Origin of the sequence: Agrobacterium tumefaciens (genome assembly GCF_005221325.1) — a bacterium.
Lineage (GTDB): Bacteria > Pseudomonadota > Alphaproteobacteria > Rhizobiales > Rhizobiaceae > Agrobacterium.
This window is the reverse complement of sequence record NZ_CP039888.1, coordinates 779,752-798,356: the sequence shown is the minus strand read 5'-3', so window position 1 is coordinate 798,356 and position 18,605 is coordinate 779,752. Positions and strand designations below refer to the sequence as shown.

Sequence of the window (18,605 nt, the reverse complement as noted above, 5' to 3'; positions counted from 1 at the left end):
CCAGTCCAAGCTCATGGCCGCCTCCGAGCGCTTCTCTCATCGCAATCCAACATGGGGGGGTGGTCGTCAACTTTCCACCCCCTTTGGGGACCGGCGGCGGGTCTCTCGTGCGAAAAAATTTCAAATTAGGTCGTGTTTTTTAAAACCGAAAAGGTGGCCGTCATGATCGTCAGTCTGAACGAGCTGAAACAGCAGCTGAACCTGACGCCGGATCTCGGAACGGACGACGATGCGCTGCTCGAACGCAAGATTGCGGCGGCTCAAAACCAAGTCGAGCGTCTTCTCGGTTTCAAGATTGAAGAGCGCTACGGCAGCACCGGCCAGGAGGAAATTCCGCCGGCGCTTGTCGAGGCAGTCAGCCAGACGGCCGCGCACTGGTACGAAAACCGCGAGGCGACGCTAGTCGGCGTCAGCGCTCAGGAACTGCCGTTCGGTGTGTGGCCTATCGTGAACGAATATCGGGAGTACAGTTTTGGTTGACGACGGCGGAATTGGTCGCATCAAACAGCGGCTGGCAATGATCCCGAAGAATGTCCGCGCCGCTATGGTGCCGGAGTTGATGAAGTCAGGCAACGACCTGGCGGTGACCGCTCGCATCCTTGCACCGCGGGACACAGGCGCCTTGCAAGAGAGCATCACGGTCACCCCGGGTGGATCAAGCACTCCGCCATATTCCAGGCCGGGCGGCCGCGTTACGGTACCTGAGCTTGCCGTGGCGGTGACGGCCGGAAACAAGGATGTTCGGTACGCGCACTTGGTGGAACACGGCACCCAGGAGGCGACAGCGCAGCCATTCTTCTGGCCCGCATTTCGTCTCCTCCGCAAGAAGATCACAGGCCGCATAAAGAGGGCTGCCAGCAAGGCAGTGAAACAGAATTGGGGCGGCAAATGACCCCTGAACTCGCCCTGCAAAAAGCCATACGTTACAGGTTGTCATCCACCGGTGACGTCGTCTCGCTAGTCCCCGCTGCGTCGATCCTTGACCGCAATGAGCGGCCAAACCCGCGCCCGTCCATCATTATCGGCGAGGGGCAGTCCGTCGATGAAGGCGAGAGCATCGCTCGCAAGCTGACACGAGTCTATCTCGACCTGCATGTTTGGGTCGAGGAACCGTCTACCGAGATCAGCAAGCGCATCGCCGGCACGATACGGAGCGCGATTCAGAGCGCGAAGTTGCAACTTGATCCCGGCTTCCATTGCGCCGATTGCCGGGTGCGCGGTTCCCGTTTCCTACGCGATCCGGACGGCAAGACGTCGCACGCTGTTCTAACGGTCGATGCACTTGTGCAGGAGGTGTCATGAGATCGGGAAAGCTTGATCGCTCCATCACAATCCAGAGCTTCACCAGCGTGCCGAACGAATACGGAACGCCGGTCTCGACATGGACCGATGTTGCAACCGTGCGCGCCCAGCTGATCCAAAGCAGCACGGAAGAGTTCCTCACGGGCGGCGCCAGTGATGAGACTGTCGTCATTTTTCGCACGCGCTTCCTCTCAGGCGTCACCGGCGCGTCGCGTGTCCTGTATCAGGGTGGCGAGTTCAATATCCGCGAGGTGAAGGAGATCGGCCGCCGCAAGGGACTCGAGCTGCGCTGCGACCGCAAGGTGACAGTATGAGCACGCGCGGACGGAAAGCTGATCTCACAGCTATAGACGGCGGTCTTAGTGGCGTTCCCAAACCGCCCGCGACATTACCCCCGGACATGGTCGCAGAATGGACAATCATCGCTACCGATATGGTGCAGCGGAAGATCCTGACCGCTCCCGCACTCGGTGTGCTGGAGACCTACATCGTTGCCCGGTGGATGGTGCAAGAGTGCCAGAAATCTCTCAGAGAGCACAGCCCGCTGGTGAAGACAGCCCACGGCATGCTGAAACCTAACCCGGCCGCCGGCATGCTCTCGAAGGCAATGGAGACCGTTGCCCGATTGTCGGCAGAACTCGGCCTGACACCCGCCGCCCGCTCGAAGCAGGGTTTCACGCCGAAGAATAAGCCAGACAGAGGGGCACCCGATGGCCTCGACCTATAAGGCAACCCGTCCCGAGTGGATTTTTGACGGCAGCGAGATTGAAGACCCCTTCGGTCATGGTCAACGTGCAGTCGATTTTCTGCGAGCTTTGAAGCATCCGAAAAGCACGAGCGGTGCTTTTGAGCTTCCACTGTTCTGGGAACGGATTGTCCGACGCATCTATGGCCCTTGCTTCGCCAACGGCAAGCGCCAGGTGCGAACCGTCTTCGTCGTTCTTCCTCGCGGTGCGCGTAAAACCACCATGGGTGCCGGCCTCGCTCTCCTCCATACCGTCGGATATCAGCGCGTGAGCCGCGGTCAAGCCATGGTCGCAGCCTCTGCCGAGGAGGATGCCGTCATTGCCTATGAGGAAGCGACCGGCATCATCGACGAGACGCCATGGCTTGAAGATAAGATGAAGCTCAACGAGAGCACCTTCATTCTGGAGCACAAGCTCTCCGGCGCGAAGTTCCGGGCCTTGGCCTCCGGCGGAAAAGGCAAACTTGGCAAGACGCCGCAGTTTGTTCTGGCCGATGAATTGATCAACTGGGAAGGCGCGAACAGCCGGAAGATGTGGTCTGCGATCCGCACCGGTTTGAACAAAGCTCCCGGCTCACTTCTCGTGATCATCACGCAGGCGGGCCGCGGACAAGAAAACCTCGCGTTCGATCTGCTGAAATACGCACGCCGTGTTCAGTCCGGCGAGATCGAGGATCCCGGTTTCCTGCCTGTGCTGTTTGAAACTGATCCAGATCCCAAATCGAAATGGGCTGGGGACAATGTTCGCGAGTTCTCAGACTGGACAGATGAGGAGCTTTGGCACTTCGTGAATCCTGGTCTTGCCGACGGTTATCCCGATATCGACGGTCTCCGTCAGATGGCCCACGAGGCGAAGGAACGGCCGGCGGACAAAGACGATTTCATGCAGTTCCACCTTGATTGCTGGCTCGGAAACTCTGCCAGTCCTTTCGTGGCGATGCCGGTTTACGATGACGGCTTCGGCGCCGTGGATCTCGATGAGAAGGAAGCTTCACAGGAGCCGTGCTGGATCGGTGTCGACCTTTCGAGCAACTCCGACCTGACCGCCGCCGTGGCATGTTGGGGCGACGAGGAGCGCGGTTATGATGTTTATCCTTGGTTCTTCTGCCCGCAAGACAACATCCAGCATCGGTCCGACCGCGAGGCGGCAAAGTATCCGCTCTGGGCGGAACAAGGCCTGATCATTCCAACCCCGGGCAACGTCGTTGATTTCCGTGCCGTCGAGGATCATCTGCGAGAACTTTGTGCACGGTTCAATGTTCGCGAGCTCGCGTTTGATCCGCATCTCGCGCGCAACACATTGAACAACCTCCTCGATGACGGTCTGCCGGCAGTCGAAATGCGGCAGGGCTGGATCACCATGGCGCCGGCGAACAAAGAATTGGAGCGTGTTATTATCGCACGCAAGTTCCGCCACGGCGGACACCCTATCCTTAGATGGCATTTCGACAACATCGCGACCGTTCGAGACAAGGCCGAGAACATCAGCTTTCACAAGGGTCTGTCGAAAGACAGAATCGACGGCGCTGTTGCATGTGCCATGGCCGTTGGCCGGGCCGCCGTCGGTGAAACCAACATTTCCTCATACGACACCTTTACCGGTGACATCGAAGAATGGAGCCACGCATGAGCCAGACAGACGAAGAACGCCTCGTAATCATGCTCGAGGCTCGGATTAAAGACCTCGAACGGAACATGGCGAAAGCCTCCGGAACGACGGAGCGCGAATTCCGCAGAATGTCGCAGTCCTCCCGAAAAGCCACCTCTGAAATGGAGGAGCACGCCAAGCGTTCTTCCACTCGGATCAACCAGGCCATGGCGACGGTTGGCACGTCGATCGGCGGTGTCGGTCGAGCCTTTGCCGGCGGTTTGATCGGCACAGTCATCGGCGCCGGCATCGCTGGCGTGCTCAACTCCGTCAAGGACGTCACACAGTCGGTTGCCGAACTGGGCGATCAGGCGCGAATGGCCGGCCTGTCTTCCAAAGCTTTTCAGGAATGGAAATATGTGGCCGAGCAGGCGCGAATCCCCGTCGATGCCATCACCGATGGCCTGAAAGAACTCCAGTTGCGCGCCGATGAGTTTGCCGTCACCGGCAAGGGCAGCGCGGCCGAAGCGTTCCAGCGGCTTGGGCTGACGCCGGAAGAGGTGAAAACAAAGCTCAAAGATCCGACCGAACTGATGCTGCTCCTCATCGAGCGGACGCGGATGCTGAAGGACACGGCCGCCGGTATCCGCATTTTTGATGAGCTTTTCGGCGGTACCGGCGGCGAGCGCATGGTGTCGCTCCTCCAGCAGGGTGAAGCCGGCATCCGCGCCCAGCTCAAGGCGGCGAACGATTTCGGCCATGTCCTTTCGGATGACGTCATCACCAAGGCTCAGGAGATTGACCGCCAGTTCAACGCCATTTCCAGCACCGTCGGCAACACCCTGAAATCAGCGATCGTCAGCGTCGTTGATAGTATGGTGGATTTCCTCGAGTCCCTGCGTGCCGTCGACAAACGACGCTCCTCCACGATCCAGGGCAACATCAATGACATAATGGCTCAGAAACAGGCGGTTGCGAAGGCGATCGCAGATATCGACTCCGCAGACAGCCGCCTGAATGACCGCCAGCGCGCCAAGGCCAAAGGCACGCATGAAATCAAGATGCGCCAGCTCGATGAACAGGAGAACGTGCTGATCCGCGAGTTGGAGAACCGGCCGCAGGTTATGAACTTCGTTCCGAAATCCTCAGGCGGATGGACGCCACCAGCCTACAAGGCGCCGCCGGAAACGCCTGCAAAGAAGTCGCGATCCGCGTCGGTCACGCAGGCAGAGCGCGAACGGAAAGCCGTTCAGGAGCTCATTGCCGAGCTTGAGGAGGAGCTCCGCGTCGTGAACCTGTCCGACGCCGCCAAGCGAGCGTCTGCGGCCTCAAGGCAGGCAGGAGCGGCCGCAACGGACGAAGAGCGGGCCAAGGTCATTTCGCTCACTGAGGCCGTTTATCAGGAGCAGGAAGCACGGCGAAAAGCTGATGAGCAAACGCTCCTCTATCGCGACCTGACCAAAGCCGGACTAGACGACCTGCTCGGTGCGATCGAAAGCGGAAAAAGCTTCTGGGAGGCGATGGGCGATGTTGCGGTCAACTCGCTGAAACGCATCGCCGACACCTTGCTTGACGACGTTTTGGACGCGCTTTTCAAGGTCAACGGCGCGGCCGGTGGTAGCGGCGGCGGTCTTTTGTCCAACCTATTCGGCGGCCTGTTCGGTGGCGGCAATGGTGGATTTGCTGCCTTGCCGAAAACCGGACCGGTTCCAGCAACACGGCCCTTCGCCAAGGGCGGCGCGTTCGCCAGTGGTATCAGCGGTTTTTCGAACCAGGTCGTTAGCAGCCCGACAACCTTCGCCTTCGCCAAGGGCGCCGGCCTCATGGGCGAAGCCGGGCCGGAAGCAATCATGCCTTTGGCGCGTGACTCGAGCGGCCGTCTCGGCGTCTCCGTAAACGGTGGCGGCTCAACAGGTCAGGCATCTTCCCCCAGTGGGGGAACATCAGAGGTGATGGTCAGCCTGTCGCCGGAACTCGTTGGTCAGATACTCCGCCAAGCACAGGCGAACTCGGTGAAGATTGTCCGGCAGAATAACAGCAATCGATCTGAGCGCTTCATAAACGGTGGTAACCCTCAATGAGCAACCTCGCTGACCATCTGTGCGCGGAGCTAAAGCGCCAGCTCGAAGCGAGGTCACCGGTTGCGCCTCGCATTCCCACCGGCGGTGAGCTGCTGTTCCGCTGGTTCCTCGATTTGCACCAGGCACGGACATATCACGCGGCCGGTCCTAATCCGATCAGCCACGCCGAAATCCTCGCTTACACCCAGTTGATGCGCTGGCCGATCGAGCCGCGCCACGTCTCCATTTTGCGGGCCATGGACCGGACATATCTGGAGTGTCAGTCCCTTCGGAAGAATGATGCGCCGGAAGGCGTGAAAAACTTGCCTCCGATCTCCTCCGCGCCCTTAACCGCAGGACTCGTTGACGCTATTTTTGGATAAATCGATGGCCTATCTTGATAACTACGTGAAAGCCAGGAATGCGAGCCTCCGTGAGCAACACAGTCTGTTGCGAGGCCGGAAACGCCAGCACGTAATTCAAGAAGTCATGGATGTTCTCGATGATTGGAGGCTATCTCGCTGGCAGCACGAAGGCGAGGCGCGCGCCGGTGTCCGTTCGGCGTTATGTATGTCCGGCCACGGGTGGCAGTCATCGGATACGGAAGCGGCAACGATCATCGATACCGCGCTGCGCCGACTCGGATCTGGAGACCGCCCGACATGGATCGAGGGCCAGAATGAGTATCGCGATCTACGGATTGCCTGCGCCGACTGTGGCAACCGCCTTTCTGCCCTGCGCTTGGCCGGCGGTGAGTTGTTTTGCTCACCTCTCTGCGAGGAGAATGCCGCCCGTTACCGGCCGCAAATAGCGCGCTATGCCAAGCGGCTTGCCTATTCCAAGGCTTGGTATACGGTTTGGAAAGCTACCGCTCCAGAGCGTTGCTGCGAGGGATGCGGTGCCAAATATCGAAGCCCGTTTCCCGGTCAGCACTTCTGCTCATACGATTGCGCGCACAAGGCACAGCGTAATCCGGAGCGTCACCGGCAGTGCTCGCATTGCGAAAAACCATTCGTTTGCCGCCAGTCACGGGGGCGCAAGCAGAAGTATTGTTCGGTCGAATGCCGGATTGCGGCCTGGGGTGTTCAACAATACGAGTGCTCAGTCTGCTCCAACCCGTTTGAGGCGAAGCACCCCGCCCACTGCTGCAGCCAGAAATGCAGAAACAAGCACGCGAATGAAGAGCGCAAGCGCAACGCGCCGGAGGTGCCATGTGAGATATGCGGGTCAGTCTTCAAATCGCATCGAGGTGCTTCGACCTGCAGCCGATCGTGTCGGTCAGAGCTCAGATCTCGGACTATCGCGGCAAAGCAAGTCTCTGCCTTCATCCTGATTTTCCCGCAGCCGCTTACGGCGGTGGTGTTCGATGGATGGTTTCGCAGGGCAGCTTGATCACTACTAGTTTTGGTAGTTGATCTGCGTTGCCGGATGAGGACATTGTCGTCGGCATGGACACCATCATTCACGCCGGATTTGAATCCGAGGATTTTACCGTCAAGCGCGACATGACCGTCAGCGAGTTGATAGACATCATAGTCAGGCACGTGGACAGCTTCGAAGAGGCCATGGCAGCCGCCGAGATCCTTAACCCGCTCTGGACCGCTGGCAGCTATGAAGGCACCGGCTGGCGGGTCTGGTTTGTCAAGCGAGATCCCGCGCCGTTGCTTCACTGATCCGCTGGCTCAGTCAGTTGCAAGAAGCGCTAACTCATCAGCAGAGAGAGGGACGTACACGACAAGTCTCTGGTCGTTCGGAGAGCTGAAGACAATGGCGGTCTTATCACCATCGTCTCGGAAGTAGGCCACATTATTGAAGTTGACCCAGACCGGCTTATTATCAGTGTTGATAAGCTTTACAAACATACTTGCCTCCTTTTACTGCTCACTCTGCTAGCATTTTCTCATATCGATAAGTGCAGTCAGCGCACTTTGCCTTCAAGCTACCCATTTCCTCGTATGCGTTATCCCATTCGATAGGTTGTTCGCACAGTGAGCAGCTGGGTCGACGGAACACGCTTTTAACCTTTGTGTTGAAGACATATCGCTGTTTGTCCGTCAGGCTTTCCTCGCCGTCCGCGATCACTTTTTTGGTGATGCCTTCCGCAGCAGGATCATTGATGTCACCGCCGTCGATCAACTGACGAAGAAAGTCATCGTAGCCTGATCGCTCATAATCATAGTCCATTTTGGTTCCCCCCATGCAGTCCTTGGATAAGCGGCAGCAGGCGATACAGATTGTTCAGCCCCCGAATATCCAACACGGCGATATTCTCCTCCCAAAATCTTGCCGCGGCTTCAGGCTCGGGGTCGAGGGTGAACACTCTGATAGAGCCGTCTTCTTCAACGTAGATGCGCCGCTGACCGCCAAGCTCAAGGTACTTTTCGATGAGTTGGGTACCTCCCGCAATTTCCATACCGATTCCTCTCGTTCGTCTTAAGCGAGTAGGGCATAGAATTATTCGCGTGTGAAGCGGCCGGAATGCCTTCAGCTAATACATTGTGGATAATCTAGCAGCAGAACCGCACTCACTGTGCATTCAACTGCTCTGTGAGTCGCCGCGAATCTCTTTTGAGCCTTGCAGAAAAATACCCGGCAGGGCCCTTTCCTCGTACGGAAAGGCGGACAACGCGGGTTCTCCACAGCGTTCAGCGATTAGGACGCCCATTAGGGCAATGGGCTGAATAAATGGAAAAAATAAGGGAAATCAAGCGCTTAACACGCGATTGTGGCGGAGAGGATGGGATTCGAACCCACGATACGCTTTTGACGTATACTCCCTTAGCAGGGGAGCGCCTTCGACCACTCGGCCACCTCTCCGGTGCGGCCTGATTATTGCGTAAAAAAAATGAATGCAAGGCTTTTTCGCCAAGAAGCCGAAAAACCTGTTGGGCAAATAGGGCTTCATGAAACTTTGCAGGCAATTCGGGAACTTCTTGCAGGCCGGTACGTTCTGGCTTCGGTAACAAAAGAGGTGTTCTAATGGCTCAGACCAAACTGAATGTTGTCGAAGACACGATCGAAAACCAGATTGCCGAGTTGCGTTCGCAGATCTCGTCGCTTTCGAAATCCGTTTCCGCCCGCGCGGAAGGCGTCAGCGAGGATGCATCCGAATTTCTGGATGAGGCACGCGGCCGCGTTCGCAAGGCCGCACATAATGTCCGCGCCCAGGGCCAGAACGTGGTGGAAGCCGTCAAGGAAAATCCGGGCACGGCGACCTCGCTGCTGACGATCGTCGGCGCACTCGGTTTTGCGATCGGTTATGCGATCGGTACGAGCACACAGCAGAGCTCGTCCAACAGCAGCCTGTATCGCTGGCGCTGATCGCCGTATAAATTGAAGTTCAGGCAAGGCGGGTCACCCTGCCTTGCCTTTGCCTGTTGGTTTAAAGCGCAGTGAAAATGGGGGCGAACATGCGGTTCAGCGACGATCTTGAAGCAGCCTTGTCGGATTTCGCGAGGGATCACGGTGTGGACAGGGATGAAGCCATCCAGCGCATCATTCGTGCCGCCCTTATCAATACCGGCTATCTCGCCTCGGGCGAGGAAGGCATTCCGCCGGAAAAGCTGAACGCCAGCAACGACGACTAACTCAGTAACCCGATCTGGATGGCCGAGGTGCTGCTCCGCCCTTGTAACGGGCGGAGAGCGCGCGAAGCGTATTGGCGAATTCCGTGACATCAGCACCAACAGCCACAAAGGATGCGCCGAGTTCGAGATAACGGCGATTATAGGCCTCGTTGAAGGTCAGAATGCCGGCAGCCTTGCCCGCCGCCACGATCTTCACGATTGCTGCTTCGATCACGGCCTGCACTTCCGGTTCGTCGATCCGACCGAGATAACCCATGTCGGCGGCAAGATCGGCCGGGCCGATGAAGACGCCATCTACGCCTTCCACCGCAAGAATATTGTCGAGATCATCGATCGCCGCCCGCGTTTCGGCCTGCACCAGCAGGCAGACGCTATCGGAGGCAGTGTCCGCATAGTCGCTGATCGTGTTGAAGGCGGAAGCGCGGGCCACCGCCGCGCCCATGCCGCGAATGCCGCGGGGCGGATAATGCATGGCGCTGACCAGATCCGTGGCCTGCTCAGCCGAATCAACCATCGGTACGAGGAGCGTGCGTGCGCCCGCATCCAGAAGCTGCTTGATCATCCAGCTTTCGCCAACGGGCACGCGCACCACCGGCTCGGCGGGCGACGTGGCAAGCGCCCGCAACTGATCGATGATGCTGCGCAGATCATTCGGCCCATGCTCGCCGTCGATCACCAGCCAGTCGAAACCCGCAGTGCCGGCGATTTCCGCCGCGATGGCCTCGCCCATATCGAGCCAGAGGCCAATCTGCGGCTTGCCCGCATGGATGGCGGTTTTGAAACGGTTTTCGGGAGCGGGCATGATATCCTCAGGAAAGCAGTAATTTCAGATCGGCGGCGGCGTCCGCCAGGATGGCGCGATCCGGCTCCGCGCCGGTATCGAGCAGTTTCTTGCCGGCGACATAGGCCTTGGCATCATTGACGGCATCCACAGCCACGAATCGGCCGTCGCGGAAATACCAGACGGACCAGCTGCTTTCGCGAGAACCCGGTCTCAGTATCGTTTCGTCATAACCGAGATTGAAGCCGGCAATCTGCAGCTTCACGTCATATTGATCCGACCAGAACCAGGGTTTCGCCTCATAGGCGGCCTCACTGCCGGCCAACACAACAGCAGTGGCCTCGGCCTGATCAACGGCGTTCTGTACCGATTCGAGACGCACATGCTGGCCCCGCCACGGCAACATGGCGCAATCGCCCACCGCATGAATATTCGCATCCGATGTCCGGGTATGGTCATCGACCACGATGCCATTGCCGACATCAAGGCCCGATTCGCGCGCAAGCCGGTCATTCGGCGTGACGCCGATGCCGACGATGACAAAATCGACATCGAGCGTCGAACCGTCGGAGAGTTCGGCAGCGGCCACCCGGCCATCCATGCCGACAAGGCGCACGAGGCCGGTCTTTTCGCGGATGGAGACGCCATTCGCCTGATGGATGCCGCGCATGATATCGGCGGTTTCCTTCGCCGCCACACGCTGCAGAATACGGTCGGCCATTTCGATCAGCGTCACCTCAAGACCGAGCTTGCGGGCAACGGCCGCCGCTTCGAGGCCGATATAACCGCCGCCGATCACCAGCAGCCTGCGGCCCGGCTTCATCTCCTCCATCAGCCGGTCGGCATCGCGCTTGTCGCGAACCGTCAACACGCCTTCGAGATCGCCGCCGATGCTGGCCGGCAGCAGACGGGGTGCCGCGCCAGTCGCCAGCACCAGCTTGTCATAGGAAAGCGTGCTGCCATCCTGCATGCGCACGGTTCTCGCGGTGCGGTCAATTTCCTCCACCCAGGTGGAAAGCCGGATATCGACATCGTGCTCCGCATACCATTCCTCGGAGCGGAACATCAGCCGGTCAAAGCTCATCTCGCCAAGAAGGTATTTTTTGGAGAGCGGCGGCCGCTGATAGGGATAGGCATCCTCGGAGCCGATGATGGTGATGGGACGCTCGTCCTTCAGCGCCCGAAGCTTCGACGCCAGCGCGAAAGCGGCCTGCCCCGCCCCGACGATTACCAGCCTTCCCGTCACAGTCCACTCCCAGAAGAATCACGAAGCGCCGATCCCGCCGGCCCTCGCAAAGTCATATTACAGGATCAGGCGTAACGCCAAGTACGGCCCCAGTCAACCGCGCAGCAACGCCAGCCCTGTGCAAGCGTGACACATTATCAGCATAGCGCGCGGCACCGCTGCAACCGGATGGGGCATAGCGCATTTTCATGAGTGGAAACATCGGCTTCCCCAGCGAAAGCTGGTCGAGATCGACACAGAGTAGAAAGAATTGCGCGGATTTCCTTCACGCCCTGGCAAGGAAGCTGCGTTAAAATAGGCACCAAAGAGGCAATCCGGGAGGTTGTCATGGCTTTACATATGGATATCAGTCAGAACGTCCCCCAGGACGAGATGTACGAGAAATTTCAGATCGACCGGCCCGGCAAGATCACCTTCATCGGGCATCATCTCAGCGCCAAGGACACCATGCGCTGCCTGGTGCGCAGCATTTCCCTTTACGGCGCGGAGCTGGATGTCAGCCCCGAACTGGAAATGCCGGCCAATTTCTATCTGGAGATTCTCGGCATTCGCGATGAGATCGGCTGCACGCTGATCCGCCGGGAAGAGGAAAAAGTCACCATCGGCTTCAACATGCTGATTGATGCGGAATTCCTGCATCATGTGCGCAGATTGAGTTTCGAGACGTCGTAACGGCTGCCGCGAAACCGCGGCAGCCGTCGGATTGTCAATCGCGGTTAGATGCCCCGCGTGAAGGGGCCAACATCATATCTTCACCAACGCCGCCGTGGCGTACATGAACACGATCCCCGCGCCCAGGCCGCCGAGAACCGCTGGAGACAGGAACAGCGAGGGGACCTCCCGGCTGTTGGTGCGCGCCATATAGGCGGCGACCTCGACGATCACCTGCAGGATGGCGCCGGCCCCGATGGCAAGCGCCAAGGCCGTCCACTGCGGCGCATAGGCAAGACTGCCGAGCCACATGCCGAGCACCGCCGGACCGCCGGCCAGAAGGGTTAGCCCGACAAAAACCGAGATCGACGGCCGCTTTTTGAGGATCGGCGCGGCGATGCCGATACCCTCGGTGATATTGTGGATCGCAAAACCCAGCACGAGGAAAGCGCCAAGGCCCGCCGAGCCTGCCGCAAAGGCCGCGCCGATGGCCAGCCCTTCGCCGAAATTGTGCAGGCCGATGCCGAGCGCGATATAGGTGGCAAGCGCCAGCCCCGTTGGTGTGCCGTGCCGGCGACCGACCGCCATCAGGAGCAGGAAGGCCGCAAAAGCGCCAAGCACCACCATCACCCGGCCCTGAAACAGCGCGGCCGTCTCACCGGCGATTTCCAGCGCCTCTTCCGTCATGTCGATGAGAAGATAGAGGAGCAGGCCGATTGTCAGCGCCAGAAGGAAGTTCATGCCGCCCTGTCCCACATTGCGCAAAGCGGGATAGAACATCAGGCCGATGGCGACGGGAACGACGCCGACGATGATGCCGACCAGCGTTTGGATCCATAATTGCCCTGACGTCGCGGTGGGTGTCGGCACCGCAACCGCGATCTCGTGATCGAAGCTCGCGCCAGTATTGGTCACCACGGTGACGGCATGGGTATCGGCGAGATTCCATGGAAAATCGATGTTGAGCCAGACGGACGTACCCCTCGGAATCTCGCCTGATGGCGATTGGGTGAACGTCCAGTAGGCCGCATCGACCTGTACCTGGGCGATCGTCATCGGTTCCGAACCACCGGCCCGGACCAGCAATTGCAGGCCCTTGTCGTTGAGGACGGTGCGCTCGAAGGTGAGGTTTTCGACCGGCGGCGCGCCGTTATCGAGCCGCCCGAGAGGGTCGGCGGTGAAAATCCACGCAATGGCGGCGGCCAGCGCCAGAAGCGGCAGGGCGATCCAGACGAGAGCAAGGCCGGAGCGAGCGGAGGCGGTTGTTTTCGTTTCCATGACATTCATGACAGCGACTCCACGACATCAAACATGCCCATCCAGCCGAGTTCGGTGAATTCGGTCTGATGGGGGTGGAACATGTAAAGCCCGGTCTCGTGCTCGGCGAAGGTGAATTCCAGGATGCCGCGCTCCGCCTGGCACTGGGTGATGAGGTCAACGGTCTGCAGCGTCGGCGTCAGCGTGGTGCCCTGATTGAAATAATTGAAGAAATTCGCATGCAGATGGAACGAGTTGATCGGATCGAATTCCAGCACATTGACGAGATAGATGCGCACCGGCTTGGAGCGGAGAATTTTGATCGGCTTTTTGGCGAAGGCATGCGCGACGGTGTTGACGGCGTAGAATTCGTTCTCTTCATCGAAATTGGTATCGAACGCGTTCGACACCATCACCATTTCCTGCCAGCCCGCGTTTTCCGGCGTACCCAGCAGGCGCGAACGTGCGACATCGGCGTGCTCGGGATGCCGGTCCGGATCCGGATCAATGATGAAGGCGCCGTACATGCCCTTGTGCATGTGCCGGCGAAGCGGCACGTTGTGGCAATGATAAAGATGGCAGCCGAAGGGCTTGGCGTCGAATTCATAAGTGAACTCTCCACCGGGATCGACCATGCCTGGCGTGCCTGGAAGGCCGTCCATCCGCGCCGAGTGGATGCCGTGGAAATGAAGGGAATGCGGGTGCGATCCATAATTCTTGAAATTCACCCGGATACGGTCGCCCTCCTTGGCGCGCAAGGTCGGTCCCGGCACACGGCCGTTGTAGGTCCAGGCCGGGAACATGACGCCGGGCGCAACCTCTATCTCCTTGTCTTCGCCGGTAATCTCGAAGGTGCGAACGGTACGTCCGTCAGCAGCAACCTCTACCGTGCCAGTCTCCCAGTCGGTCAGCATCTTGTGGGGATCGAAACCGTTGGTTTGCGAATCGACTTCTCCGACCGTCATCATGGCGCCATGGGCGCCGTGGGCGGCCGGGGCGCTCTCGTCGTATGCCGGCACAGGTATTGCAGCGTGTCCCGAATGCGCTGTCTGGCCGGAGGCGTTGGTTGCCAGAAGCGCTCCTCCCCCCGCAGCGGCCAGACCGCCGGCGAGCAACCTTCTGCGGCTGACCGGTTCGCTGGTTAATTGCTTAAGTGACTTCGTCTCCATTTAAGATTTTCTCTCCATTTCCATCCCTTGCGGCGGCAGCCTGTCTGTCGAGAGAGCTAGCGATTTTGCTCGCATTGCTGCAATTAAGAACTATTTGCAAAAAATAAAATATACTCGCCCCGCCCACGTAATATTCTGCAATTAGGAATTAATTGCAACAAGCTTTTGACGGAAGTCGATAGTCGATCGCCTCCCACCGCGACTTTCGGGCAGGCAACCCGATTTCCTGCGGAACATCTGTCAAAAACAGGGAAATTACCGCGCGTCCCGAAGTCGATCCGAAAGGCGTTTTTTCAAGTTCCGGCTCCTCCTTCGGAGGTCTCGCAGTGTAAATTCCAGCGGCTAGGGGTTCCCAAATCGACGGAAATCTGACCCATTGTGACAAACTGAGGCTTGCCCGGAACAAGCCTTCCCAACCGCATATCGGATTTATCAATGTCAGCTTTTTCACGCCTCACGCCGCTTGCCGTCTCGCTTCCTTCAACCGTTCCTTTCGTTGGCCCGGAGGCCATCGAGCGGAACCGCGGCCTGAAGGTGGAAGCGCGGATCGGCGCCAATGAAAGCGGCTTCGGCCCCGCCCCATCCGTGCTTCTCACCATGCGGGATGCGGCGGCGGAAACCTGGATGTACAGCGATCCGGAAAATTTCGAGCTGAAGGAAGCGCTTGCCATCCACCACGGCGTTGCACGCGGCAATATTGCCATCGGCAGCGGGGTTGATGGATTGCTGGGGGAGATTGCCAGGCTGATCGTCGAGCCGGGTACACCTGTCATCACTTCGTTTGGCGGCTATCCCACCTTCAATTACCATGTGAACGGTTTTGGCGGAAAGCTCGTCACCACGCCCTATGTCGACGATCATGAAAATCTTGACGGGCTTCTCGATCTCGTTAACAGGGAAAATGCGCCGCTCGTCTATTTCGCCAACCCTGATAATCCGATGGGAAGCTGGTGGGAGGCGAGCGAAGTCGTCGCTTTCGCCCGCGCCCTGCCGGAAACCTGCCTGCTCATTCTGGACGAGGCCTATTGCGAAACCGCGCCCGCCAGTGCCGTGCCGGCCATCGATGCGCTGATCGGCCAGCCGAATATCCTGCGCATGCGCACCTTCTCGAAAGCCTATGGGCTTGCCGGCGCGCGCGTGGGCTATGCCATCGGCACGCTCGGCAATGTCGAGGCCTTCGACAAGATCCGCAACCATTTCGGCATGGCGCGCATTTCGGTCGCCGGCGCCCTGGCGGCGCTGAAGGATCAGGCCTATCTGCATGAGGTGGTTGGCAAGATTTCCGATGCCCGCGATCGCATTTCCGCAATCGCCCGCGATAACGGCCTTTCACCCCTGCCCTCGGCAACCAATTTCGTCACCATCGATTGCCACCGCGACGGCGCTTATGCCCGGGCCATCGTTGATGGGCTGATGGACCATGGCGTGTTCATCCGCATGCCGGGCGTTGCCCCGCTCAACCGGTGCATTCGTGTGAGCGCCGGCACCGCAGACAAAATCGATCTTTTCCAGCAGGCGCTGCCGAAGGTTCTCAAGGCTATCGGATAAACTCCAGTTCCTCGCTTCCGTTGGCTGGGTGCCGGATCAGGTCCGGCATGACGGAGGAAGGGAGCGGCTCGAAAACGCACCTGCCATGCCTGCCGTGGCGGTTCCATCCTCCTTACAGGGTTATGCGAAAGCGATTCAACACCCTCTCGCAACCCCCTGTCCGCGAATCATTTTCCGGCAACGCGGCTTCGCCAGACATAAGAAAACCGCGCCGGCCTTGTTCCTGCCGGTCGCGGTTTGATGTGTCAGCGCAAAAGCTTGTTTTCAAAGCCCTCGCCGCGTTCCCCTTCGGGTTTACTTTCCTTTGTACCGGTCATCGGGACTGGAGGGAACCGGACCGGAAATCTCAATGATATCAAGGGTAAATCAGTGCATCGTCATCCAGTCGCGGGCGGCCCGCAGCGCTTCGGCCAGTTCCGCCTTCGTCATGTTGCGGGCGAGATCGGCGCGCAGTGAAGCGGCTCTTTCCGATCCGCGGATCGCGGCGATGTTGAGCCACTTATGGGCCGCGATCAGGTCCACCTTGCAGCCCCGGCCGGTCGCATAGACCAGGCCGAGATTGCAAAGAGTGTCGGCGCGGGTTTCGCCACCGGCAGCCATTTCGATATCGCGAATTTCAAAGCGTGCCATCGTTTTAATCCCTGTCTTCTGCCTGTTTCATCAATCGCCTTCTTTCCGAGGCTAACCTTCAGAACCGCCGTCTTGTGCGGCTTTTTTGTTCTTCGGGCCGGCAGGTTTTCCCTGCGCTTTTGATGACTTCACTATGCCGCAAGCCTTTCAACGGGCGCTTAAAAGGCATGATTAATGGGCCGCAAACAAACTGCAAACGATTGGTAAAATTGGGTTTTTGTTAAATATCACGAGGTGCGGAAATTAAGGACTTTCAGGCGATTTTTACGAAAAGTTTACATCTGGATTTAAACCCTTCGTTCACCACGATAAAAACATCGATTTTCAAATTCGACCGTCTCCACTGCGCAAACAGTCGCAAACGCCTCTCTAGCGCGGCAAATTTCTGTTTCCTTTTACGTTAACGTAAAATAGTATCCGGCTGTCTGTTTATGAGGATGAGGCAGGCAAAGGATAGCAAGGCCAAAAGGTGACCGCGTCGCAGGACGCCACACCATCGGCAATGCAGGACAGGGTTTAATGCGCATCCATTCTTCATGACCGGTGCGGTTCGGAAGGGTCTGCGCAAATTTCGGGAGGAGTTTTTATGAAGCGCGTAATGATGATTGCCGCTGCCCTCATGATGGGCAGCAACCTTGCTGTTGCCGCAGAAGCCATCGAAGGCAACTGGAAAACGGCCAGCGGTGAAACCGCCGTGATCGGCCCCTGCGGCGGCGCCTTCTGCGTGACGCTGAAGACCGGCAAACATGCCGGAAAACAGATCGGCAAGCTTTCCGGCAAGGGAAACAGCTATTCGGGCGACATTACCGACCCCGCCAACGACAAGACCTATAGCGGCTCCGGCACCGTTTCCGGCAACTCGCTGAGCATGAAGGGCTGCGTACTGAAGATTCTGTGCAAATCACAGACCTGGACGCGGCTGTAACTGAATAGGCGGCGGGTGGACTTTCGGCTGCCCGCCAGCCAGCAGGCGCGGCCTGACCAGCCAGCGCGGCATTGGGAGATTTTTTGCGCCCAGAGCCACAAACGGATGCCGCGTGGAACATCCCTGAACGTTGATGTATCGTGCCACCCAGCCGCACCCCAACGAGAGCCACGCATGCCCCTCCCCCTTTCGACGATCCTGATTGCCGGCACCTCGCATGTGGGCAAAAGCACCCTTGCCGGTCTTTTGAGCGATCGGCTCGGCTGTGAGGCGATATCGACCGACAGCCTCGCCCGCCACCCCGGCAGGCCCTGGCCGGGCATACCGACGCCGGTGGAGGAATATTACACGCAGCTTTCGGCAGACACGATCCACTGGTTTCTGAAGGTTCATCATCAGAACATCTGGCCGCTGATCCGCTCGCTGATCGACAACAGCTGCAATACCGGCAATCCCGCGATCTTCGAGGGTGCTGCCCTGCGCCCGGAACTTATATCACCCCTCCTCGGCAGCGCGATCACTGGCGTCTTTCTGCATGCCGGGAATGATTTCCTTCTCGAGAGGATGCGCTCTCACGCCCGATACGATGATGCAACGGCCAGCCAGCGGCGGATCATGGACGCCTTCATCGAGCGATCGCTGCGGGAGAATACCGAGATGCTGGCCTCGGCGCAGCAACATAACGTGCCGGTCGTCGATGTGACGAAACCGCAAGCACTCGAAACCCTCGTGGCCGATCTTGCGGCGCGTGCGGCAGCTTCTTCTTCGTGATCAAAGGACGGGCGACCGAGGTCTCCAGCGAGGCGTTTGCGGCATCAATCTGTCCTGTCACCACCCGTTAACATCCCTGAACACCATATGAACCGGGGTCTCAGGGTCCGTTCAGTCCGAGTATGGCAAAACTCTGTCCATCAACTCCAATAAGGGGAATGGACATGACAAAGCTGATCAGCCGACTGGCAATCTTTGCGTTTCTCATGGCGATCTTCGCCATGTCCTTCGCCTCGCTCGTCGTTAATCCAAACCGCAGTTTTCAGCGGGTGAATGCCGGTGCGGCCATTGCCTGCCAGCACAGCCCGGCGCCCGCCGCCAATTGCCCCGTTGTACTCTGAGGAT

General features: G+C 58.7%; 25 protein-coding genes and 1 tRNA gene. 17 read left to right on the top strand and 9 right to left on the bottom strand.

Annotated elements, in window-relative coordinates; all coding sequences use genetic code 11:
- Nucleotides 1-162 precede the first annotated feature (162 nt).
- From CFBP5499_RS04225 to CFBP5499_RS04180, 10 genes are read left to right on the top strand one after another with little or no spacing between them, the layout of a single operon-like run.
- The gene (locus CFBP5499_RS04225; RefSeq protein WP_080827401.1) at nt 163-480 is read left to right on the top strand and encodes a head-tail connector protein; all 318 of its coding nucleotides are present in this window, start codon (nt 163-165) and stop codon (nt 478-480) included.
- The gene (locus CFBP5499_RS04220) at nt 473-892 is read left to right on the top strand and encodes an HK97-gp10 family putative phage morphogenesis protein (RefSeq protein WP_080825455.1); all 420 of its coding nucleotides are present in this window, start codon (nt 473-475) and stop codon (nt 890-892) included. Before CFBP5499_RS04225 ends, CFBP5499_RS04220 begins: the two co-directional genes overlap by 8 nt.
- A complete protein-coding gene (locus CFBP5499_RS04215; RefSeq protein WP_080825456.1) occupies nt 889-1,302 on the top strand; it encodes a DUF3168 domain-containing protein in 414 nt (137 codons plus the stop codon). Before CFBP5499_RS04220 ends, CFBP5499_RS04215 begins: the two co-directional genes overlap by 4 nt.
- Nucleotides 1,299-1,616, top strand: coding sequence for a phage head closure protein (locus CFBP5499_RS04210; protein ID WP_080825457.1), 318 nt, complete (start codon nt 1,299-1,301; stop codon nt 1,614-1,616). The genes CFBP5499_RS04215 and CFBP5499_RS04210 overlap by 4 nt, the downstream gene beginning before the upstream one ends.
- Nucleotides 1,613-2,029 carry a phage terminase small subunit P27 family gene (locus CFBP5499_RS04205; protein ID WP_080825458.1) on the top strand — a complete coding sequence of 139 codons (417 nt, stop codon included), beginning with the start codon at nt 1,613-1,615 and terminating at the stop codon, nt 2,027-2,029. Before CFBP5499_RS04210 ends, CFBP5499_RS04205 begins: the two co-directional genes overlap by 4 nt.
- Nucleotides 2,013-3,677: a terminase large subunit gene (locus CFBP5499_RS04200; RefSeq protein WP_080825459.1), complete on the top strand. Its 1,665-nt coding sequence runs from the start codon at nt 2,013-2,015 to the stop codon at nt 3,675-3,677. Before CFBP5499_RS04205 ends, CFBP5499_RS04200 begins: the two co-directional genes overlap by 17 nt.
- Nucleotides 3,674-5,716 (top strand): hypothetical protein, encoded by a 2,043-nt coding sequence (locus CFBP5499_RS04195; RefSeq protein ID WP_080825460.1) that lies wholly within the window; start codon nt 3,674-3,676, stop codon nt 5,714-5,716. Before CFBP5499_RS04200 ends, CFBP5499_RS04195 begins: the two co-directional genes overlap by 4 nt.
- The gene (locus tag CFBP5499_RS04190) at nt 5,713-6,078 is read left to right on the top strand and encodes a phage tail assembly chaperone (protein WP_080825461.1); all 366 of its coding nucleotides are present in this window, start codon (nt 5,713-5,715) and stop codon (nt 6,076-6,078) included. The genes CFBP5499_RS04195 and CFBP5499_RS04190 overlap by 4 nt, the downstream gene beginning before the upstream one ends.
- A gap of 4 nt (nt 6,079-6,082) precedes the next feature.
- The gene (locus CFBP5499_RS04185; RefSeq protein ID WP_130932450.1) at nt 6,083-7,087 is read left to right on the top strand and encodes a hypothetical protein; all 1,005 of its coding nucleotides are present in this window, start codon (nt 6,083-6,085) and stop codon (nt 7,085-7,087) included.
- Nucleotides 7,088-7,143: 56 nt separating this feature from the next.
- Entirely contained in the window at nt 7,144-7,368 is a 225-nt protein-coding gene (locus tag CFBP5499_RS04180; protein WP_130932451.1) for a hypothetical protein, read from the top strand.
- A gap of 9 nt (nt 7,369-7,377) precedes the next feature.
- On the opposite strand, the gene CFBP5499_RS29900 is transcribed toward CFBP5499_RS04180, so the two are convergent.
- The 4 genes from CFBP5499_RS29900 to CFBP5499_RS04165 form a co-directional block, all read right to left on the bottom strand.
- The gene (locus CFBP5499_RS29900; RefSeq protein WP_080825464.1) at nt 7,378-7,557 is read right to left on the bottom strand and encodes a hypothetical protein; all 180 of its coding nucleotides are present in this window, start codon (nt 7,555-7,557) and stop codon (nt 7,378-7,380) included.
- A gap of 19 nt (nt 7,558-7,576) precedes the next feature.
- Nucleotides 7,577-7,879, bottom strand: coding sequence for a hypothetical protein (locus CFBP5499_RS29895; RefSeq protein WP_175416612.1), 303 nt, complete (start codon nt 7,877-7,879; stop codon nt 7,577-7,579).
- Nucleotides 7,869-8,108 carry a hypothetical protein gene (locus CFBP5499_RS04170; protein ID WP_080825465.1) on the bottom strand — a complete coding sequence of 80 codons (240 nt, stop codon included), beginning with the start codon at nt 8,106-8,108 and terminating at the stop codon, nt 7,869-7,871. The genes CFBP5499_RS29895 and CFBP5499_RS04170 overlap by 11 nt, the downstream gene beginning before the upstream one ends.
- A gap of 313 nt (nt 8,109-8,421) precedes the next feature.
- A tRNA-Ser gene (locus CFBP5499_RS04165) sits at nt 8,422-8,512 on the bottom strand.
- A gap of 162 nt (nt 8,513-8,674) precedes the next feature.
- Between CFBP5499_RS04165 and CFBP5499_RS04160 the strand changes: the two genes are divergently transcribed.
- Both CFBP5499_RS04160 and CFBP5499_RS29890 read left to right on the top strand, forming a co-directional pair.
- Complete coding sequence (locus tag CFBP5499_RS04160) at nt 8,675-9,016, top strand: hypothetical protein (protein ID WP_080825466.1); 342 nt, start codon at nt 8,675-8,677, stop codon at nt 9,014-9,016.
- 89 nt (nt 9,017-9,105) lie between these two features.
- Nucleotides 9,106-9,282, top strand: a complete 177-nt coding sequence (locus tag CFBP5499_RS29890; protein ID WP_003524115.1) for a hypothetical protein — start codon at nt 9,106-9,108, stop codon at nt 9,280-9,282.
- A 1-nt stretch (nt 9,283) separates the two neighbouring features.
- Here CFBP5499_RS29890 and CFBP5499_RS04155 read toward each other — a convergent pair whose 3' ends face one another.
- Both CFBP5499_RS04155 and CFBP5499_RS04150 read right to left on the bottom strand, forming a co-directional pair.
- Nucleotides 9,284-10,084, bottom strand: coding sequence for an aldolase/citrate lyase family protein (locus tag CFBP5499_RS04155; RefSeq protein ID WP_080825467.1), 801 nt, complete (start codon nt 10,082-10,084; stop codon nt 9,284-9,286).
- A 7-nt stretch (nt 10,085-10,091) separates the two neighbouring features.
- The gene (locus tag CFBP5499_RS04150) at nt 10,092-11,309 is read right to left on the bottom strand and encodes an NAD(P)/FAD-dependent oxidoreductase (RefSeq protein ID WP_080825468.1); all 1,218 of its coding nucleotides are present in this window, start codon (nt 11,307-11,309) and stop codon (nt 10,092-10,094) included.
- Between the two features lie 327 nt (nt 11,310-11,636).
- Between CFBP5499_RS04150 and CFBP5499_RS04145 the strand changes: the two genes are divergently transcribed.
- Entirely contained in the window at nt 11,637-11,981 is a 345-nt protein-coding gene (locus CFBP5499_RS04145; RefSeq protein WP_080825469.1) for a hypothetical protein, read from the top strand.
- A gap of 72 nt (nt 11,982-12,053) precedes the next feature.
- Here the strand turns inward: CFBP5499_RS04145 and CFBP5499_RS04140 are convergent, their stop codons facing one another.
- Both CFBP5499_RS04140 and CFBP5499_RS04135 read right to left on the bottom strand, forming a co-directional pair.
- On the bottom strand, nt 12,054-13,247 hold the full coding sequence (locus tag CFBP5499_RS04140; protein WP_130932452.1) for a metal transporter: 1,194 nt from the start codon (nt 13,245-13,247) through the stop codon (nt 12,054-12,056).
- Nucleotides 13,244-14,386, bottom strand: coding sequence for a multicopper oxidase domain-containing protein (locus CFBP5499_RS04135; RefSeq protein WP_080825470.1), 1,143 nt, complete (start codon nt 14,384-14,386; stop codon nt 13,244-13,246). The genes CFBP5499_RS04140 and CFBP5499_RS04135 overlap by 4 nt, the downstream gene beginning before the upstream one ends.
- A 435-nt stretch (nt 14,387-14,821) precedes the next feature.
- Between CFBP5499_RS04135 and CFBP5499_RS04130 the strand changes: the two genes are divergently transcribed.
- Entirely contained in the window at nt 14,822-15,934 is a 1,113-nt protein-coding gene (locus CFBP5499_RS04130; protein ID WP_080825471.1) for a pyridoxal phosphate-dependent aminotransferase, read from the top strand.
- Nucleotides 15,935-16,300: 366 nt separating this feature from the next.
- Here the strand turns inward: CFBP5499_RS04130 and CFBP5499_RS04125 are convergent, their stop codons facing one another.
- Nucleotides 16,301-16,564, bottom strand: a complete 264-nt coding sequence (locus tag CFBP5499_RS04125; RefSeq protein WP_080825472.1) for an SEL1-like repeat protein — start codon at nt 16,562-16,564, stop codon at nt 16,301-16,303.
- A gap of 586 nt (nt 16,565-17,150) precedes the next feature.
- Between CFBP5499_RS04125 and CFBP5499_RS04120 the strand changes: the two genes are divergently transcribed.
- The 3 genes from CFBP5499_RS04120 to CFBP5499_RS29885 all read left to right on the top strand — a co-directional run bounded on the left by CFBP5499_RS04120 (nt 17,151) and on the right by CFBP5499_RS29885 (nt 18,601).
- Nucleotides 17,151-17,489 carry a DUF2147 domain-containing protein gene (locus CFBP5499_RS04120; protein WP_080825473.1) on the top strand — a complete coding sequence of 113 codons (339 nt, stop codon included), beginning with the start codon at nt 17,151-17,153 and terminating at the stop codon, nt 17,487-17,489.
- Between the two features lie 174 nt (nt 17,490-17,663).
- The gene (locus CFBP5499_RS04115) at nt 17,664-18,260 is read left to right on the top strand and encodes a hypothetical protein (protein WP_080825474.1); all 597 of its coding nucleotides are present in this window, start codon (nt 17,664-17,666) and stop codon (nt 18,258-18,260) included.
- 158 nt (nt 18,261-18,418) lie between these two features.
- Nucleotides 18,419-18,601: a hypothetical protein gene (locus CFBP5499_RS29885; protein ID WP_006311503.1), complete on the top strand. Its 183-nt coding sequence runs from the start codon at nt 18,419-18,421 to the stop codon at nt 18,599-18,601.
- Nucleotides 18,602-18,605 lie beyond the last annotated feature (4 nt).